The organism is Mesorhizobium sp. M7A.F.Ca.US.007.01.2.1, assembly GCF_003998165.1.
Classification (GTDB): Bacteria; Pseudomonadota; Alphaproteobacteria; order Rhizobiales; family Rhizobiaceae; genus Mesorhizobium; species Mesorhizobium ciceri.
This window is the reverse complement of the sequence record NZ_RZQP01000141.1, coordinates 1-16,165: the sequence shown is the minus strand read 5'-3', so window position 1 is coordinate 16,165 and position 16,165 is coordinate 1. Positions and strand designations below refer to the sequence as shown.

Here is a 16,165-nt window from a genome sequence, read left to right as displayed (position 1 = left end):
CCCCATTTCCACCTTCTGGAATGGCCTGCGTGCCGGCCGCCCCACCGGTCCCTGCATCCGGACCGTTGCCCGCGACGCCGGCGTCACCTGCATCGCCCCCATCGCCGCCGTTGCTGTCTACGTCACCATCACCGCCCCTGCCTCCGGTCGCACCATAAAGAGCCTGTGCATGCGCCGGCGCCGTCAGGATGACTGGCAGCAGCAACGACCCCGCGAGCGCCGTGGAGCACAAAAGTACAAGCGGGCGTATGAGCGAGCGACGATCGCGAATTGTCATGGAATTCCCCCCGTGTGCCGCAAGCAACGATTCCGCGGCCGGCCCGATCGCCGGGCGTCCCGCGAAAATCATCGCTTGCCGCTGCGTCGGGTCGCGTGCGTCCGCCACGCACATCGCCCCGACTGCTTCCTCACAATCCGCCCGGCGAAACCACCAAGACGATCGCGGCCGATGATAAAACGTCCTCTCCCGACAATTCCACCGATCAATTCTATTGAATTCTGACCAATTCTTGCACGGGCGGATCGCGCTTGCCTCCCCGCACAACTCCTGCGAGATTCAACATTTGGCGCATCGGGGGGTGCGGCAGGGGAACCCCGTGCGAATACTCGACCATGCTTGATCTGAAGACCGTTCTGGTTGTTACGTTTGCAACCGCAAGCCTGCAGGCCGTCACCTGGTTGTTTGTGTGGCTGGCGTGGCGCCGCCTCTATGAGTTGAAGTTTCTTGCGGCCGGCTTCGTCGCTATCGCGGCGGGGGTGCTGCTGATTCTCCTGCGTGGGGAGCAGCCGGCGGCCTGGGCCATCGTGCTCCACAACACGATCATCAAGCTAGGCCTGGTGTTGCTGGCCGAGGGTCTGGCGCGCTTTCTGGGACAGCCACGCTATACCTGGATCAGCATTTCACTGCTGATTTTCCAAATTGTCGCATGGAGTGCCGCCCTCGCGATTGATCCAGGCGACATTGCTATACGCATTCACGCATCGACCTTCTTTACGGTCGTGATGATGTCGGTGATGTGTCTTGGGCTGATGCGGGACCGGACGCAACCAACCCTCCTGCGCTGGATCACGATCGGTGTGCTTGCCGAGTATATCGCGGCTAGCGTTCTCCAGAGCATCATCGAATACCGGCTGCCGGTCGATTTTCAAGGCGCCTCAGTTCTGGCCGACCGCAACGCCTGGTATCTGCTGCAGGGCGCGCTGTTCCTGATCGCCTTTTTCGGCTGCCTGCTGTTCATGGTCAGTTCGCGGCTGTCCTCTGCGCTGCTGGAGAAAAATATCGCCCTGTCGCGGGAGGTACGGGAACGACGACGGCTGGAAAGCCGGTTGAACGCGAGCCTGGCGGCCGAACGTGTGCTTCGCGACGAGCAGGCGGACTTCATGCGCGTCGTCAGCCACGAGTTTCGCACCCCGCTCGCCATCATCCGCAACGCGGCCGACATGATCGGCCTTGTCGGCCACAAGTCGCCCGAAGCGACACGAGAACGGATTGCCGGCATTGGCGAGGCGCTCGATCGCCTGTTTTCCCTGATCGACCGCTTCATGGCCAATGATCGCGACAGCGGGTTTCAGCCGGAGATGATACGCGTCGGTTTGCTTATTGCCGATGTGCGGCTGCATTTCGGGATGACCGGGCGCGGCGAGCGCCTGATCTTTACGGCGGATGACGACGCCGTTTCGCTTGTCGCCGATCCCGAGATGCTGGCGACCGTCCTGATCAACCTCATCGACAATGCGCTCAAATATTCGTCGGAGGACCAGCCAGTGGATATCGATGTGCGCAGCGAAGGTCGAAGTGCGGTCATTCGGGTGCGTGACCGTGGCATCGGCATTCCACAGGCCGAGCTTCACAAGATCGGCAGGCGCTTTTTCCGGGCCTCCAATACGATGGCGGTAACCGGAACCGGTCTCGGCCTCTATTCTTCGCGCAAATTGCTGGCCTATCACGGCGGCAAGCTGCAGTTGCTCGCCAACGACGACCAGGGCATTACGTCCATCGTCAGCCTGCCTCTGGCAGGCGAGGCAACGGATCGACTTTCGCCCGAGGAACTGACCGCATGACGCATATTCTGATCGTCGAGGACGAGCCCCGGCTGCGCAAGGATCTGGCGGATTTCCTGGAACTGACGGGCTTCACGGCCGAAGGCGTCGCCACGGCAGGGGAATTGCGCCAGACGCTGGCCAACGGCAGCTCGCCCGCTGTCATCATCCTCGATGTCGGGCTGCCCGATGGGAACGGGTTCGATCTGGCAACCGAAATCCGCAAATCACATGCCTGCGGCATCATCATGCTGACGGCGCTCGGTGACAGCGACGACCGTATCCGTGGCTTTGAGAGCGGCGCCGACATCTACCTGGTCAAGCACAGCACGCTGCGCGAGATCGACGCCGCAATTCGCAGCCTGCTGCGACGGACGGGAGCCCCGCCCGACTCTGCCAACGGCAGCAACGATCGGTGGGTGCTGGACGGCACGAACTGGATGCTGATCGCGCCCAATCACCGTTCGCTTAAACTGACGGCGGCCGAGTTCGCCTTCATGAACGTGCTCTGCAACCGTAGCGGCGAAATCTGCCAGCGCGAGGATCTGGTGGAGCTTGTCGCCCGTCCCAGGTCGAACTTCGACAACAGGCATCTCGACGCAGTCGTCAGCCGGCTACGGCGCAAACTGGAGGAACACATCAGCTTGCCCGCGCCGATCAAGGTCGTCTATGGCGTTGGCTACATCTTCACCGCGGCCGCCGCCGTGCAATGAACGTCTGCTCAACGGCTGCTTCCAGACCGAAGCATCGACTGTTCATGGCGCGGCAGGACCTCGATGTGCAGCCTGCAATGTCCGCTCTCAGGAAGCCACCATGCCCGCCCCAAAGACCGAGATTGCCGCCATTCGCAACCTGGTCAATGACGCTCACCGTTGGCCCATAGCGGAACACCCTCAGCTTACTCCTCGCCCTGCTTCTGCGCGATGATGTCGAGCCGCTCGCGGTCGGAGCGTTCGCGCTCGTCGCGGTTGCGCACGTCCTTGTAGGCACGCTCAACCATGTTGGTGCGGGCGGTCGCGGCGGCGATGAGGCCGGCTTCTTGCTTCGCGCTTGCCAGGTTCGCCTCCTGGCGCACGACCGCTTGGGCGATGCGGCGGTGGTAGAGATCGGGGAACAGGGCGGAAAGCGAATCGGGCTGGTCGAAATGGCCGACCAGTTCCCTGGCTTCAGCCTCGGCGGCACTGGCCGCGGCAAGGAAGGTGGCGTGGCGGGTTTCGTGCAGCGCCTTCAGCTGTTCCTGCACCTTGACCAGTTTCTTGAGGCGGTCCTTGCGCGTGCTCATGGTCATCTCGCCAGCGTCAGGTCGACGAAGCCGTCGACGAACAGCGACAGCATGGTGCCGACGGCGAAATAGAAGATGATCATGCCGCCGGCGATGATGAAGGGCTGGGAGATGAAATAGATCGGGATCTGCGGGGTCAGCTTGTTGACGAAGCCGATCGTCAGATTGACGAGAATGGCATAGGCGACGAACGGGCTGCCGAGGCGGATGACCAGGAAGAAGGTGTCCGACACCGTGTCGGTGACATCGACGAGGGCTGCCTGCGGGTTGAAGAAGATGTTGACCGGCGCGACCGTGTAGGAGGAAACCAGCGCGCGTATTATCTCGTGGTCGAAATCGAACACGAACAGCATCAACAGCGCCGAGAACGAGATGATCGCGGCAAGGGCTGCCTGGGGTTCGGGCTCCTCGATCGCCGGTCCGCCGGTGCCGCCATAACCGACCAGCATGGCGATGGCCGAACCCATGAAGCGCAGGGCTTCCATGTAGAGCCTGGTCATGGCGCCGATCAGGCCGCCGACCAGAAGTTCCGAGATGATCATCGGCACCAGGATCTGCGGGCGCGGGTCGACGAAAGGAAAGATCTTGTCCCACAGGAAGGCGAGCAGGCCGCCGGTGGCGGCGACCGCCACGAACAACCTGACCTGGACCGGGACGCGGGCGCTGGACAGGCCCGGCATCAGCATGAAACAGGCGCCGATGCGGCAGAAGGCGAGGAACGCCGCGATGACGACGCCTTGCGACAGCACGCTCACGATATGGTTCCGAGCACCCTGATCTCGACGCCCTTGGCGATTTCGACGTGGCTGAGCACCGGCAGCGTGGTGAACAGCCGCTCGATGATCATGCGCACATAGGGGCGGGCGTCGGGCGCGGTGACGAGGACGAAACGTTCGCCGGCTTCCAGATATTTCTTGATCGCCTTGGTGGCGTCCTGGCCGAACTCCTCGAGCTGGCGCGGGTCGATGTCGAACTCGCGCACCTCGCCCTTGGCGTCGCGCTTGAGGCTCTGGTGGAAGGCGAGGTCCCAGCGGTTGCCGAGGCGAAGCACCTTCAGCACGCCGCCCTCGGACAGGTCGCCGCAAATCTGCTGGGCCATGCGGATGCGGACATGTTCGACGATCTGCTCGGTGCGGCGCACATGCGGCGCGATCTCGGCGATCGCCTCGATGATCAGGTGCAGGTTGCGGATCGAGACGCGCTCGGCGAGCAGCAGCTTCAGCACCGCCTGCAGGCCGGGATAGGAGATGTGGGTGGTGCAGATCTCGTCGGCGAGCTTGCGGTATTCCTGGTCCTGGCGTTCGAGCAGCGCCTTCATATCCTTGTAGGACAGAAGCTGCGGCAGGTTGTTGCGGATAACCTCGGAGAGATGGGTGAGCAGCACCGACATGTTGTCGGCGAAGGTGTAGTTCTCGCGCTTCAGATCCTCGGCGAAGGCTTCGACGACGGAATAGGCGCGCATGCCGAAGGCCGGCTCACGGATTTCCTCGCCCGGTATCTCGGGTACGTCGCGATTGCCGAGCAGCACCATGATCTCGCCGACGCGCATCTGGTATTCGGCCACCACGGTGCCGTGCACCTTGATCTGGTAGCTTTTCGGCGGGATGGCGAAATCGTCGGCGACACGCACTTCCGGCACGACGAAGCCGTACTGGGTGGCGAATTTCTTGCGCATCTTGCCCATGCGGAAAACCAGTTCCTGATGCGACGTCAGCAGCCTTGTCGACAGCTGCTTGCCGATCAAAAGCTCGATCTCGGCGGTGGCGAGCGAGGCCTTGACCGAGTTCTTCTCCTCCTCGACCTTGGTCGCCTTTTCCTGGTCCTTGATCGCCTCGGCTTCGGCGAGGACACGGTTGGCGCGCATCGGGATGACGTAGCCGAGACCGGCCATGCCGGCGGCGAGCGCAAAGAACGGGAACAGCGGCAGGCCGGGCATCAAGCCGAGCAGGACCAGCAGCGATGCCGCGACATAGAGGGCGCGCGGGTGGGCGCCGAGCTGGCCGAACACCGCCTGGTTGGTCGAGCCGCGGGTGCCGCCCTTGGAGACGAGCAGGCCGGCGGCGAGCGACACGATCAGTGCCGGGATCTGGGTGACGAGGCCGTCGCCGACCGACAGCTTGATGAACACGTCGGCGGCTTCGCCCATGCCCATGCCGTGCCTGATGTAGCCGATGGCAATGCCGCCGACGATGTTGATGGCGGTGATGATGAGGCCGGCGATGGCGTCGCCGCGGACGAACTTCGAGGCGCCGTCCATCGAGCCGAAGAAAGAAGATTCTTCTTCCAGTTCACGGCGGCGCAGCTGCGCGGTCTTGTCGTCGATCATGCCGGCCGAGAGGTCGGCGTCGATCGACATCTGCTTGCCGGGGATGGCATCGAGGGTGAAGCGCGCGCCGACTTCGGCGATACGCGTGGCGCCCTTGGTGATGACGATGAAGTTCACCACGATCAGGATCATGAAGACGATGAGGCCGATGACGAAGTCGCTGGCCATCACCAACTTGGAGAAGCCGGCGATGACGTAGCCGGCGGCATGCGTCCCTTCATTGCCATGCGACAGGATCATGCGCGTGGTGGCGATGTTGAGCGACAGCCGCAGCATGGTGGCGATGAGCAGCACGGTTGGAAAAGACGAAAAATCGAGCGGCCGCTGGATCCACAGCGCCACCATCAGGATCAGCACCGAAAGCGCGATCGAAAAGGCGAGGCCGACATCGATGAGAAAGGCCGGGATCGGCAGGAACAGCACGGCAAGTATGATGACGATGCCGATGGCGAAGAAGACGTCGCGGCCGTTCTTGGCGGCCGCGCCGGGCTGAATGCTTTCGCTGATCGCCATATCGTCCTCAAACCCCATAGACTGCCGAGCGCGCGACAGCCCTGTGAGGGTAGTCCGCCAAGCTTGCGCGAGGGTGGGAGACTGGCTAGTTCGAACGATCATGCGCAGGTCGCCGTGTCGGCTAGCCTCGCCAGGAAAGGGAAACCCATGCTTCTGATCATCGGCACCATCCGCTTGCCGCCAAACAAATTTGAGGAAGCCAAGCCCGCAATGGAACGCATGGTTTCAGGCAGCCGCGCCGAGGTCGGCTGCATCCAATATTCCTATGCGCAGGATGTTTTTGATGCCGGGCTCATCCGGGTCACGGAAGTCTGGAGCGACAGGGCAGCGCTCGACGCGCACTTCGCCTCGCCGCACATTGCGGACTGGCGTGCGAGCTGGCCGGCGCTCGGCATAGGCGAGCGCAACCTCGTACTCTATGAAGCCGGCGAGCCCATGCCGACCTGAACGGTCCATCGGCCCGATCGATATCGCGCTGTCGCCAACATGGTGTCTGTCGGCATTGTGGTTGCCATGCCGTGCCGCCGGGCGTATCAGGCTGGCTTTCCACTGCCTTTCGATATCGGCGAGCCGCCCCGGTGCTTTCCAGAAACCACAGCGAAGTTTACGCCCGCCGGCTGCGCGCGGTGCTGATCAGGTCGTTGCCCCTGCTCGAGGCACGCGGCATCGTGGTGGTCATCCTCGCCGGTGTCGTAGGCGTCATGGCTGGCATATTGGTCACGGCGATGAGCCAGATCGTGCAGGACCTGCACGGGCTGCTGTTCGGCGTTCAGCCTGGCGGCCGGCTTTCCGGCATGTTCTCGCTCGCCAATCCGATGCAGGCGCTGATACCGGCGATCGGCGGCATACTGCTGGGGCTGACGGTGGTCTGGCTCCGGATACGGAAATTCCGCACACCGATCGACCCGATCGAAGCCAATGCGCTCTATGGCGGGCGCATGTCGCTGACCGACACCTTCATCATCGCCGGCCAGACGATGATCTCCAGCGGTTTTGGCGCCTCGGTCGGGCTGGAAGCCGGCTACACGCAGGTTGGCTCCGGGCTGGCATCGCGGCTGGCGGGCATCTTCAGGCTGCGCCGCAACGATGTCCGTATCCTGGTCGGCTGTGGTGCGGCCGGCGCCATCGCCGCTGCCTTCGATGCACCGCTGACCGGCGCCTTCTACGGCTTCGAATTGGTCATCGGCATCTACTCGGTCGCCAATGTCGCGCCTGTCATGACCGCCGCGATCTCAGCCTCGCTGACCGCTGAAATGTTCGGCGGGGTGCCTTTCCCGCTCGAGCTTTCGGGTCTGCCGGCGCTCACCGCCAGCCAGTATGTGCCGTTCCTGCTGCTCGGGCTGCTCGGCGGTGCCGCCTCGATCGCCATCATGCATCTAGTGACGCTGATCGAGCGCGGTTTCGCCAGGCTGTCGATCGATGCGTCGCTGCGCCCCGTCATTGGCGGCGTCATCGTTGGCTTGTTGGGGCTGATCACGCCGCAAGTGCTGTCCAGCGGCCATGGCGCGCTGCATCGCGAATTCTCGATGAATTACGGGCTGGCCGTGGTGGCCAGCGTCTTCGTGCTCAAGCTGGCGGCGTCGGCGGTCTCGCTGGGGTCGGGTTTTCGCGGCGGACTGTTCTTTGCCTCGCTGTTCCTCGGCGCGCTGCTCGGCAAGGCGTTCGCGGATGTGATGCTTGTTATTTCTCCGGCAACCGGCATCGACCCTGCCGTCGCCGCCGTCGTCGGCATGACGTCGCTCGCCGTCGGTGTCGTCGGCGGTCCGCTGACGATGACCTTCCTGGCGCTGGAATCGACCCGCGACCTGACGCTGACCGGCGTCGTGCTGGCCGCCTCGATCATGTCGGCCATCCTGGTGCGCGAAACCTTCGGCTACTCGTTCTCGACATGGCGCTTCCATCTGCGCGGCGAGACCATCCGCAGCGCCCACGATGTCGGCTGGATGCGCAGCCTCACAGTCGGCTCGATGATGCGCAAGGACATCAAGACCATCTATGCCTCGACGACGCTGGCAGCCTTCCGCAAGGAGGTGCCGCTCGGCTCTGCCCAGCGCGTCATCGCCGTCGATGCGGGCGACCACTATGTCGGCGTGCTGATCGTGGCCGAACTGCACAGCGATCCGTCCGATGGCGAGGTGCCGGTGCGCGATCTCGCCAAATACAAGGACGCGGTGCTGGTGCCGAGCATGAACGTGCAGGCCGCCGCGGAAACATTCCAGCGGGCGGGCGCCGAAGAACTCGCCGTGGTCGAGGATTTCACCGACCATATCGTGCTGGGCCTGTTGACCGAAGGCCATTTGATGCGGCGCTATGCCGAGGAACTCGACAAGGCGCGCCGGGACCTGTCGGGCGAGGGGTAAGCGGGCAAAAGGGGTTACGGGCTTAATGCTCGATCGGCCCCTTGGCCATCACAAGCGCCGTGCCGGCGGTGGTCGGGCGCTCGATCATGCGTCGTACGCGGGGCGGTTCGTCGCCGCTGTGCAGGGCCCGCACGCGTTCGCCGATGACGGCGTCGGCATGGGTGATGCGTCCATTGTGCCTGATATACTCGATCCAGGTCGGCGTGTGATAATGCTCGATCCATACGGTGGGATTCTCGAGATCGCGCGCCAGCGTCCAGTTGCGGGCGCCGTCACGGCGGCGGATGCGGCCGCGTTCGGCCATGATGGCGAGGAACTCCGGTTCGTCCTCGTGGCGGATCACATATTCGATCATGATGGCGATGGGACCACTGCGCGGCTTCAGGTCAAGCGCCAAATGCGGTTCCTTGAAGCGATTGAGCGGGTCGAGGTTGAGCACCTGCTGTTGCGGCAGCGGGAGCAAAAGACCGATGGCGCCGCCGGCCAGCATGGCGATGCTGGCGGCGATCAGCGCGGTTTCGGCGCCATGCGCGTCGGCGACGACGCCCCAGATCCAGCTGCCGAGCGCGATGCCGCCGAAGGTCGCGGTCTGGTAGACCGACAGCACCCGGCCGACCACCCAGCGCGGCGTCGCCATCTGCACCGTGACGTTGAAATGCGAAAGCGCGATCACCCAGCAGGCACCGCCGACAAGCAGGCCGAGCGACGTCTGCCAGGCATGCTGGCTGACGGCGGCATTGAAGGCGCAGACGGCGAAGCCGGCGAACGCACAGCGCACCATCGTCTCGCTGGAGAGCAACTGCCGCAGCCTGACGCTGATCAAGGCGCCGCCGACCGCGCCGATGCCGAAGGCGCCGAGCATGATGCCATAGGTAAGCGCATCGCCCTTGACGACGTCGCGCGCCACCAGAGGCAGCAACGCAAGCACAGCGCCTGCACTGAAGCCGAACGCAGCACCCCTGACCAGCACCTTGCCGATATTGGGCGACATGGCGACATAGCGCAGGCCGGCGCCCATGGCGGCCCCCAGCGACTCGCGCGGCAAGGTCGATACCGGCACGTTCGGCTTCCAGCGCGCCAGCACGACGATCAGGCCGATATAGCTCACCGCGTTCGCCGCGAAGGCGGCTGCCGCACCGGCGGCGGCGACGATGATGCCGCCGATCGCCGGACCGACGCTGCGCGTCAGGTTAAAGCCCATCGAATTGAGGGCGACGGCCGCCGGCACCTTGTTGCGGGGAACAATATCGCCGACGGAGGCTTGCCATGACGGGCTGTTGAGCGCGGTGCCGCTGTCGATCAGGAAGGTGAAGGCAAGCAGCGTCCATGGCGTGATCAGGCCCGAATAGGTGAACAGGGTCAGAAGCACCGACACCACCAGCATGAAGGTCTGGGCGACCAGCATCACCTTGCGCCGGTCGAAACTGTCGGCGATGGCGCCGGCGACCAACGCAAACAGCATGATCGGCAAGGTGGTCGAAGCCTGGACAAGGGCCACCTGATAGGGCGAGGTGGCGATCGTGGTCATCATCCAGGCGGCGCCGACACCCTGGATCAGGCCACCGAAATTCGAGACGAGACTTGCGCCCCACACGGCGCGGAAAATGCCGTGCCGGAAGGGCGCCAGCGCCGAGACGCTCTCGCTGTCCGGCTTTTCGTCAATCATTTGGGATTCCTGCCATGTCGTGCCTGCCCGTCAGACAATCCGTTTGCGCAGACCGTTTGCCGAAAGTAGGGCATGGCGCCGCAAAGGGCAAAAAAGCTCATGGTCCAACAATGGGATAGAGGCGGTCCAGGCCTTGTCTGCCGTGCGTGCGGAGGCGCCAAGGGGATCGGCGGCGTCTGTCTTCGGACAATTACGAACGGCATGCCGCGGCACGCCTTCCCAAAACAGGTTAGAACCCGTTCTGGATGCGCTCGAAGATGACGTTGGTGAAGGCCGATATCTGGCTGCCGATGAAGGGGCCGGTCAGCGCCACCACCAGCATGATGGCGACGATCTTCGGCACGAAGGTCAAGGTGATTTCCTGCACCTGGGTCAGCGCCTGGATGAGGGCGATGCCGATGCCGACCACCATGGCGACCAGCACCACCGGAGCGGACGCGACGAGCACCGTCCATACCGCGTACTGGACGATGTCGAGAGCGTCGGCCTCATTCATGGGACTGGCTCTCTGTCGAAAGCGTCAGCTTGCCGCCTTGACCGAAACTCCCGGACCGACCGCGACTTCGGTGCCGTTCTGCAGCACGGCGATGAGACCGTTGCTGGCGAGGCGCACCGAAGCCACGGTGCCCGTCGTCAGGCCGTCGGCGGAGGTTATCGAGCGCCCGATCAGTGCGTCGGCCTGTGACAGCGCCGAGGACTGCATGATCTGATTGAGCTTGGTGTTGGTCTGCACCGATTGCTCGACCTGCGAGAAGGTGGCGAGCTGGGCGACATACTGCGTCGAATCCATCGGCTTGGTCGGATCCTGGTTCTTCATCTCGGCGATCAGAAGCTTCAGGAAGGACTGGTAGTCGACTGCTGTCTTCGAGGTGGACGCGGTGGCCTGATTGGCGCCGGTCGGAATCGTCGTCGTCATGTCCACGTTCATCAGTATCGTGCTCCCACAGCCAACGGGCGCTCGGCACCCGAAACATCGTCATTGCCACCCAGCGCGCGGCGTTCGAGCGGATAAAGTGCGCGGATCGCCTTCAGCGCTTCGTAGATATGGTCCTCGCCGACCATGCGGTCGATCTGTTTCAGCGCGCTGCAGATCTGGCCGTCCTCGAAGCTTGCCAGAAGCAGCGGCAGCGAACGACGGAACATCTCGCGTGCGGCGGCGGCGCCGGCCGGGTTCATCAGCATGACCTGCAGGATGAAATAAAGCTGCTTGAGCGGTGTCGAGGCATCTTCGGCCTGGATCACGTGGTTTTCGAGCAGGAACTGGACGTCGTTCATCAATTCGACGGTGACCTTGCGGTCGACCCGGATGACGGCGCCGTTGATGTAGATCTTTTCGTTCGGCTTCAGCGATATCTTCAGCGTGTTGGTCATTGAATGCCGTCCCTGATGATCTGGGACACCTCGATCAGCCCTTCGAAATTGTTGGTGCGGCCCTGACGGATGTCCTCCGCCTCGCGCAGCAGCCACAGGCCGATGGAAATGAGGTTGGCGCGCAGTTCCTTTGGCAGGGCGTTGTCGCTGGAGCCAAGATCCTCGACGAAGGCGGTCCAGACGCGGTTGGTGAAGTGAAGCGCCTCTATCGCCTCCATCGAACCGTGGCCGGCCACTGCTGCCGCCGCCAGCATGTCGATCGAGCGGGTCAGAAGCTCGCGCTCGCGGTCCTTCGCGTCGGCAACGGAGTTGCTCTGGATGTCGGCGTAAGAGAATTGGTACATCGTTGGGGCTCTACCGTTCCGTTAAGCGTTGTCAGGTCAGGTAATTCAACAGGCTGAGCTGCTGCAGGCGTGCGGTCAACGCGAAAGACGTTTCGATGTGCTGTGTCAGGTCCGCGACCCGTGTCGCGGCTTCGGCCGGATCGACGGCTTCCAGGTCGAGAATGTGCCGTTCGAAAAGGTCGACCTGCGTTTTCATCCGATCGTTGGCATCGGAAACCCGCTTCTGGACGATGCCGGTCTCGGATTGAAGCTGGCCAATGCCGCTCAGCGCTTCGCCAACCAATGTGGTGGAGCGGCTGACAACCGTATTCTTCGCCGCCTGGCTGATGTTGCTGGACATCAGGCTGCTGACCATGGCTGCCGCCATTGCGAGCTTCTGGATGCCGGCGCTGTTGGCGCTGGTCGACGTCGGTGTGGTTTCGTTGAGTGCGATGCGGCTGACGATCTGCTGGTCGGTGGCGTTCGACCAGTTGCCCTGCCAACCAGCGCCCGTGAACTGCGGGGCGACATCATTGGTGATGAAATCGTCCATCTGGGCAGCCGTGATGTCGGCCGCGAGCGGATCGTCCTGGGTGAAGCCGAAATTGGCGACGAAAGCGGCGTCGAATGCCGCCTTGGCGGGGGAGCCGGCAGCTGTGAAGTCGTTGATTGGCTTGACGTCGGTGTTGGTGCCGGCGAACAGGTATTCGCCATTGACGCTGGTGTTGAGGATCGAGGTCAGCTGCTGGATGGTCGCCTTGCCGGAGGATTGGGTGAGGCTGTTGGACGAGTCGCTTGAGGAGGCGGTGGTCAGGGCGGACAGGAACGTCTGAGCGGCGGTCGAGAGTTGACCAAGCGAGGTCTGCGTCGAGGAGAGCCGGGCGCCGACCAGGCCGTTGGAATCGATGATGACGTTGAGCCGGTCAAGATCGCGCTGGAAAGTGACGGCCTGGGTGGTGCGCCCGCCGAGAGCCAGGCCGACGTCGGCGACCCTGCCCGTCGAGGATTCTTTCGTGGCTTTGACGAGTTCGGCCTGCATGCGCATCTGCTGGGAGCGCATGGCATTGGAGATTGCGGCCGAGGAGACTGAAGTCATGGAATTATCCCACCGCGTTGAGCAAGGCCGTCATCATGTCGTCGACGGTTTTCATCATCCGGGCCGACGCCTGGTAGGTGTGTTCGAGGTCGAGCAACAGCGACATTTCCTGGTCGACATTGACCCCGGTCGCGTTGGACAGCGCCTCGGCGCTGCGTGACGCCAGTGCTTCCTTGGCGTCGGAGGCGGTCGAAGCCTGCTGGCGCACGCCCTCGAACCAGCCGATCGAACTGGCGGCGTAGTCGGACACGCTGGACGTTGCCGAAACCCCGGCGGCGGGGTCGAAAGTCATCGGCTGGTCGAGCCGGTCGCCATAGGCAACCAGAAGGGTGGAATAGGACGCGCCACCGCCCGTGTTGGCGACGTAGGCCGCACCGTTGGCACCGCCGTCGCGCAGCAGCATCGGGTTGCCGCCGGTGCCCGGGTCCATCGCTGCATTGACGCTGATGGACGCGGCAAGGCCGTTGACCAGCGAGCCGGCGGCCGGCACGGCCGGCGCACCAGACCAGGTGAACAGGCCGGCGGCGTTGGCCATCGAGGGTGCGGTCTCGGCAAAGGCTGTGATCAGGCCACGCGCGGTCTCGTCGAGCTGGCTCTGCATGGTCGAGGCGACGCCGTCGCGCAATTGCAGCAGGCCGGCAAGCGTGCCGCTGGCGCTGGTGTTGCCACCGGCTCCCGCCGAGATCGGCACATTGTCGATGTAGACGGCATTGCCGGCGGCACCCGCGGTATAGCCTGCCGACGCCGCGAAGGTGACCGTGCGCGGTATCGTCTCGAACAAGGTCGTGCCGTCGCCGGTGGTGATGACCATGTCATTGTCGCCTCGCGTGAAGGTCGACACCGGGACATAGTTCGAAATCTTCTTCAAAAGCGCATCGCGCTGGTCGAGCGCATCGGAAACGTCGGTGCCGGAACGGGTTCCGGACATGACGGCCGTGTTGGCATCCTGGAATTGGCCGAGCAGCGAGTTCAGGTCGTCGACGGCGGTGGCAATCTGACCGTCGGTCTGGGTGCGGAAATCCTGGACTGCCTTGGAGCCCTCATTGAGCGAGCGCACGACCTGTTTGGCGGCGTCGATGACGGAGGCGCCGAGGTTCTGATTCGACGGCGAGGTGGCGTAGAGCTGCAGCGCCTGCTGCAGGTTGGCGATCGCAGTCGAGGGCGAGGACGCATTGTCGACGCCATTGACCGCAACACCCAACTGATCCATGCCGTTGTAGAGAGCGTTCTGGCCGCTCCAGGCCGATAGCGCGGCGAGATTCTGGCGAAACAGAAGCTCGTTGGCTGCGCGCTGGATATCGACCGAGCGCGCGCCCGGCGCCGTGCTGGTGACGACGGCCTGGCGCCGCGAATAGTCCGGGTTGGAGGCGTCGGCGACATTGCGCGAGACAACGCTGGTCTGTCGCGCGGTGTTCATAAGCGCCGACTGGGCGATACTCAATGCGGTAGACAGTGACATGCGGGTCTTTCGCGGGCGACGCCCGTCTTATCTCTTCAGGTTGACAAGGACGTCCATCAGATCGGAACCGGTCTGGAAGACTTTCGAATTGGCGGTGTAGCTGCGCTGTGCCGCGATCATGTTGGTCAGTTCTTCGGCGATATCGACGTTGGAATTCTCGAGCGCGCCGGAGATGATGGAGCCGAGCTTGCCTTCATTGGCAAAGCCGACACGAACCGCGCCGGACTCGGTGCCCTGCGAATAGACGTTGCCAGGCAGCGCCTTGAGCTGGTCCGGGCTCTGTACGTCGGCCAGCGGGATCTTGTAGAGCGGCTTGGTCGAGCCGTCCTTGTACTGGGCGTAGATGGTGCCGTCCTTGCTGATCTGGACCTTGTCGATGGTGCTCGGTGCGTTGCCGTTGACCTGGGCGTCGGAAACCGTGAAGCCGGTGCCAAGCTGGGTCAGCGCCGACAGATCGAGATTGAGGGTGGCGCCGTTCGGCACGGTAAATGAAACGTTGGTGGGCGTGCCGGTGAGCTTGCCGGTGGTGGTGTCGAAGGTCAGGTTGGCCGAGCCCAGCAAGCCGCCGGCGGTGTAGGGGAACGATGTTCCAGCGGTGGCCTTCGACTGATCGAAGACCGCCACCTGCCAGGTGCCGGCGCCGGTGTTGGTGAAATAGACGTCGAGCAGCTTCTTGTTGCCGAGATTGTCGTAGGCGACCATGGAGGATTTCGACGTGTATTGCGCGGTCGCAGCGTTGGCGGCGGGCAGATTGGCGGTCGCGACCGGGGTCGCACCCGCCGGCAGGTTGCCGGCAAAGCTGCCCTCGGTGCTCGGCGTCGCGGTCATGCCCTGGTCGGAGATGACAACCGGGACCAATCCCTCGAAGCCGTTGACCGTCGCTGCCGGTACGCCGTTCTCGTAACTGTAGGCCATCAGCTGGAAGCCGGCCGAGTTGACAAGCCTGCCCTGACCGTCGGGAACGAAAGCGCCGGCTCGGGTCAGATAGGGGGTACCGCTCGGATCCTGAACGACAAAGAAGCCATCGCCGCTGACGGCAAGGTCGGAAACCGAGGTCGTGTACTGAAGCACGCCCGGATCGCTGACCGCCTGACGGATCGTCGTGGTGACGCCGCCGGAATTGTAGGCGCCGCCGGTCGACGGCATGACCAGCGTCGAAAATTCGGCGGAGGACCGCTTGTAACCCGTGGTATCTGAATTGGCGATGTTGTCGGCGACCGTCGACAGGCGGTTTGCCTGCGCGTTCATGCCGGAAACGCCGGTCCGCATCATTCCATAGAGGCTCATCGAAACGTCTCCGCTGTGTCCATGCTGCTGGCTGCGAGGCTACGCATGTTTTCTTGCGCGAGGCTGGCGCGGCGCTGCATCAGAAGACGAGCCGGTAGCCGAGGAAACGCTTGGAATCGATCGGGTCGGTGCCCAGCTTCTCGCGCAGCTTCTTGCGCAGTTTGCTGATGTGGCTTTCCACCACGTTCTCCTCGACCTCTTCGTCGAAGATGCCGTAGATGGCGTTGAAGACCTGGGTCTTGGTGACCCGGCGTCCGCGATTGCTCGCCAGATATTCGAGGATGCGGCGCTCGCGGCGCGGCAGGGGGAGGGGCTGACCGTCGATCTCGGGGTCGCGGCCGTCCATGAAGATGCGCATGGCGCCGATCTCGGTGTAGGCGACGTCTTCCTGGGCGCGGCGGCGGATCGCGGTGATGCGGGCCAGGATCTCACGAATATGGAC

The 16,165-nt window shown here is 63.6% G+C and carries 17 protein-coding genes; 5 read left to right on the top strand and 12 right to left on the bottom strand.

Annotation, left to right across the window (positions count from 1 at the left end; all coding sequences use genetic code 11):
* From EN949_RS36180 to EN949_RS22705, 3 genes are all read left to right on the top strand, one after another.
* Positions 1-502, top strand: a 502-nt coding sequence (locus tag EN949_RS36180) for a hypothetical protein (protein ID WP_206534962.1), incomplete at its 5' end; no start/stop codon positions are given.
* Positions 503-612: 110 nt separating this feature from the next.
* Positions 613-2,061 (top strand): HAMP domain-containing sensor histidine kinase, encoded by a 1,449-nt coding sequence (locus tag EN949_RS22710; protein WP_063168931.1) that lies wholly within the window; start codon positions 613-615, stop codon positions 2,059-2,061.
* On the top strand, positions 2,058-2,753 hold the full coding sequence (locus EN949_RS22705; protein WP_127366945.1) for a response regulator transcription factor: 696 nt from the start codon (positions 2,058-2,060) through the stop codon (positions 2,751-2,753). The genes EN949_RS22710 and EN949_RS22705 overlap by 4 nt, the downstream gene beginning before the upstream one ends.
* A 185-nt stretch (positions 2,754-2,938) precedes the next feature.
* Here EN949_RS22705 and EN949_RS22700 read toward each other — a convergent pair whose 3' ends face one another.
* From EN949_RS22700 to flhA, 3 genes are read right to left on the bottom strand one after another with little or no spacing between them, the layout of a single operon-like run.
* On the bottom strand, positions 2,939-3,322 hold the full coding sequence (locus EN949_RS22700) for a hypothetical protein (protein WP_013529767.1): 384 nt from the start codon (positions 3,320-3,322) through the stop codon (positions 2,939-2,941).
* Between the two features lie 2 nt (positions 3,323-3,324).
* The gene (fliR, locus tag EN949_RS22695) at positions 3,325-4,077 is read right to left on the bottom strand and encodes a flagellar biosynthetic protein FliR (protein ID WP_013529768.1); all 753 of its coding nucleotides are present in this window, start codon (positions 4,075-4,077) and stop codon (positions 3,325-3,327) included.
* Positions 4,074-6,161: a flagellar biosynthesis protein FlhA gene (gene flhA / locus EN949_RS22690; RefSeq protein WP_027161423.1), complete on the bottom strand. Its 2,088-nt coding sequence runs from the start codon at positions 6,159-6,161 to the stop codon at positions 4,074-4,076. The genes fliR and flhA overlap by 4 nt, the downstream gene beginning before the upstream one ends.
* Positions 6,162-6,308: 147 nt before the next feature.
* Between flhA and EN949_RS22685 the strand changes: the two genes are divergently transcribed.
* Positions 6,309-6,608: a putative quinol monooxygenase gene (locus tag EN949_RS22685; protein WP_063168928.1), complete on the top strand. Its 300-nt coding sequence runs from the start codon at positions 6,309-6,311 to the stop codon at positions 6,606-6,608.
* A 131-nt stretch (positions 6,609-6,739) separates the two neighbouring features.
* Entirely contained in the window at positions 6,740-8,521 is a 1,782-nt protein-coding gene (locus EN949_RS22680; RefSeq protein WP_063168927.1) for a chloride channel protein, read from the top strand.
* 22 nt (positions 8,522-8,543) lie between these two features.
* Here EN949_RS22680 and EN949_RS22675 read toward each other — a convergent pair whose 3' ends face one another.
* From EN949_RS22675 to EN949_RS22635, 9 genes are all read right to left on the bottom strand, one after another.
* Positions 8,544-10,187 carry an MFS transporter gene (locus EN949_RS22675; RefSeq protein WP_063168926.1) on the bottom strand — a complete coding sequence of 548 codons (1,644 nt, stop codon included), beginning with the start codon at positions 10,185-10,187 and terminating at the stop codon, positions 8,544-8,546.
* A gap of 229 nt (positions 10,188-10,416) precedes the next feature.
* Positions 10,417-10,683 carry a flagellar biosynthesis protein FliQ gene (fliQ, locus tag EN949_RS22670; protein ID WP_013529773.1) on the bottom strand — a complete coding sequence of 89 codons (267 nt, stop codon included), beginning with the start codon at positions 10,681-10,683 and terminating at the stop codon, positions 10,417-10,419.
* 24 nt (positions 10,684-10,707) lie between these two features.
* A complete protein-coding gene (gene flgD / locus EN949_RS22665) occupies positions 10,708-11,115 on the bottom strand; it encodes a flagellar hook assembly protein FlgD (RefSeq protein WP_013529774.1) in 408 nt (135 codons plus the stop codon).
* Positions 11,115-11,558 (bottom strand): flagellar biosynthesis repressor FlbT, encoded by a 444-nt coding sequence (gene flbT / locus EN949_RS22660; RefSeq protein ID WP_013529775.1) that lies wholly within the window; start codon positions 11,556-11,558, stop codon positions 11,115-11,117. The genes flgD and flbT overlap by 1 nt, the downstream gene beginning before the upstream one ends.
* On the bottom strand, positions 11,555-11,902 hold the full coding sequence (flaF, locus tag EN949_RS22655) for a flagellar biosynthesis regulator FlaF (RefSeq protein WP_013529776.1): 348 nt from the start codon (positions 11,900-11,902) through the stop codon (positions 11,555-11,557). Before flaF ends, flbT begins: the two co-directional genes overlap by 4 nt.
* A gap of 31 nt (positions 11,903-11,933) precedes the next feature.
* On the bottom strand, positions 11,934-12,977 hold the full coding sequence (locus EN949_RS22650; protein ID WP_013529777.1) for a flagellar hook-associated family protein: 1,044 nt from the start codon (positions 12,975-12,977) through the stop codon (positions 11,934-11,936).
* 4 nt (positions 12,978-12,981) lie between these two features.
* Positions 12,982-14,436, bottom strand: coding sequence for a flagellar hook-associated protein FlgK (flgK, locus tag EN949_RS22645; RefSeq protein WP_127366324.1), 1,455 nt, complete (start codon positions 14,434-14,436; stop codon positions 12,982-12,984).
* A 27-nt stretch (positions 14,437-14,463) separates the two neighbouring features.
* Positions 14,464-15,723, bottom strand: coding sequence for a flagellar hook protein FlgE (locus tag EN949_RS22640; protein ID WP_013529779.1), 1,260 nt, complete (start codon positions 15,721-15,723; stop codon positions 14,464-14,466).
* A 79-nt stretch (positions 15,724-15,802) separates the two neighbouring features.
* Positions 15,803-16,165 (bottom strand): winged helix-turn-helix domain-containing protein (locus EN949_RS22635; protein ID WP_164779268.1); only part of this gene is annotated, 363 nt, incomplete at its 5' end.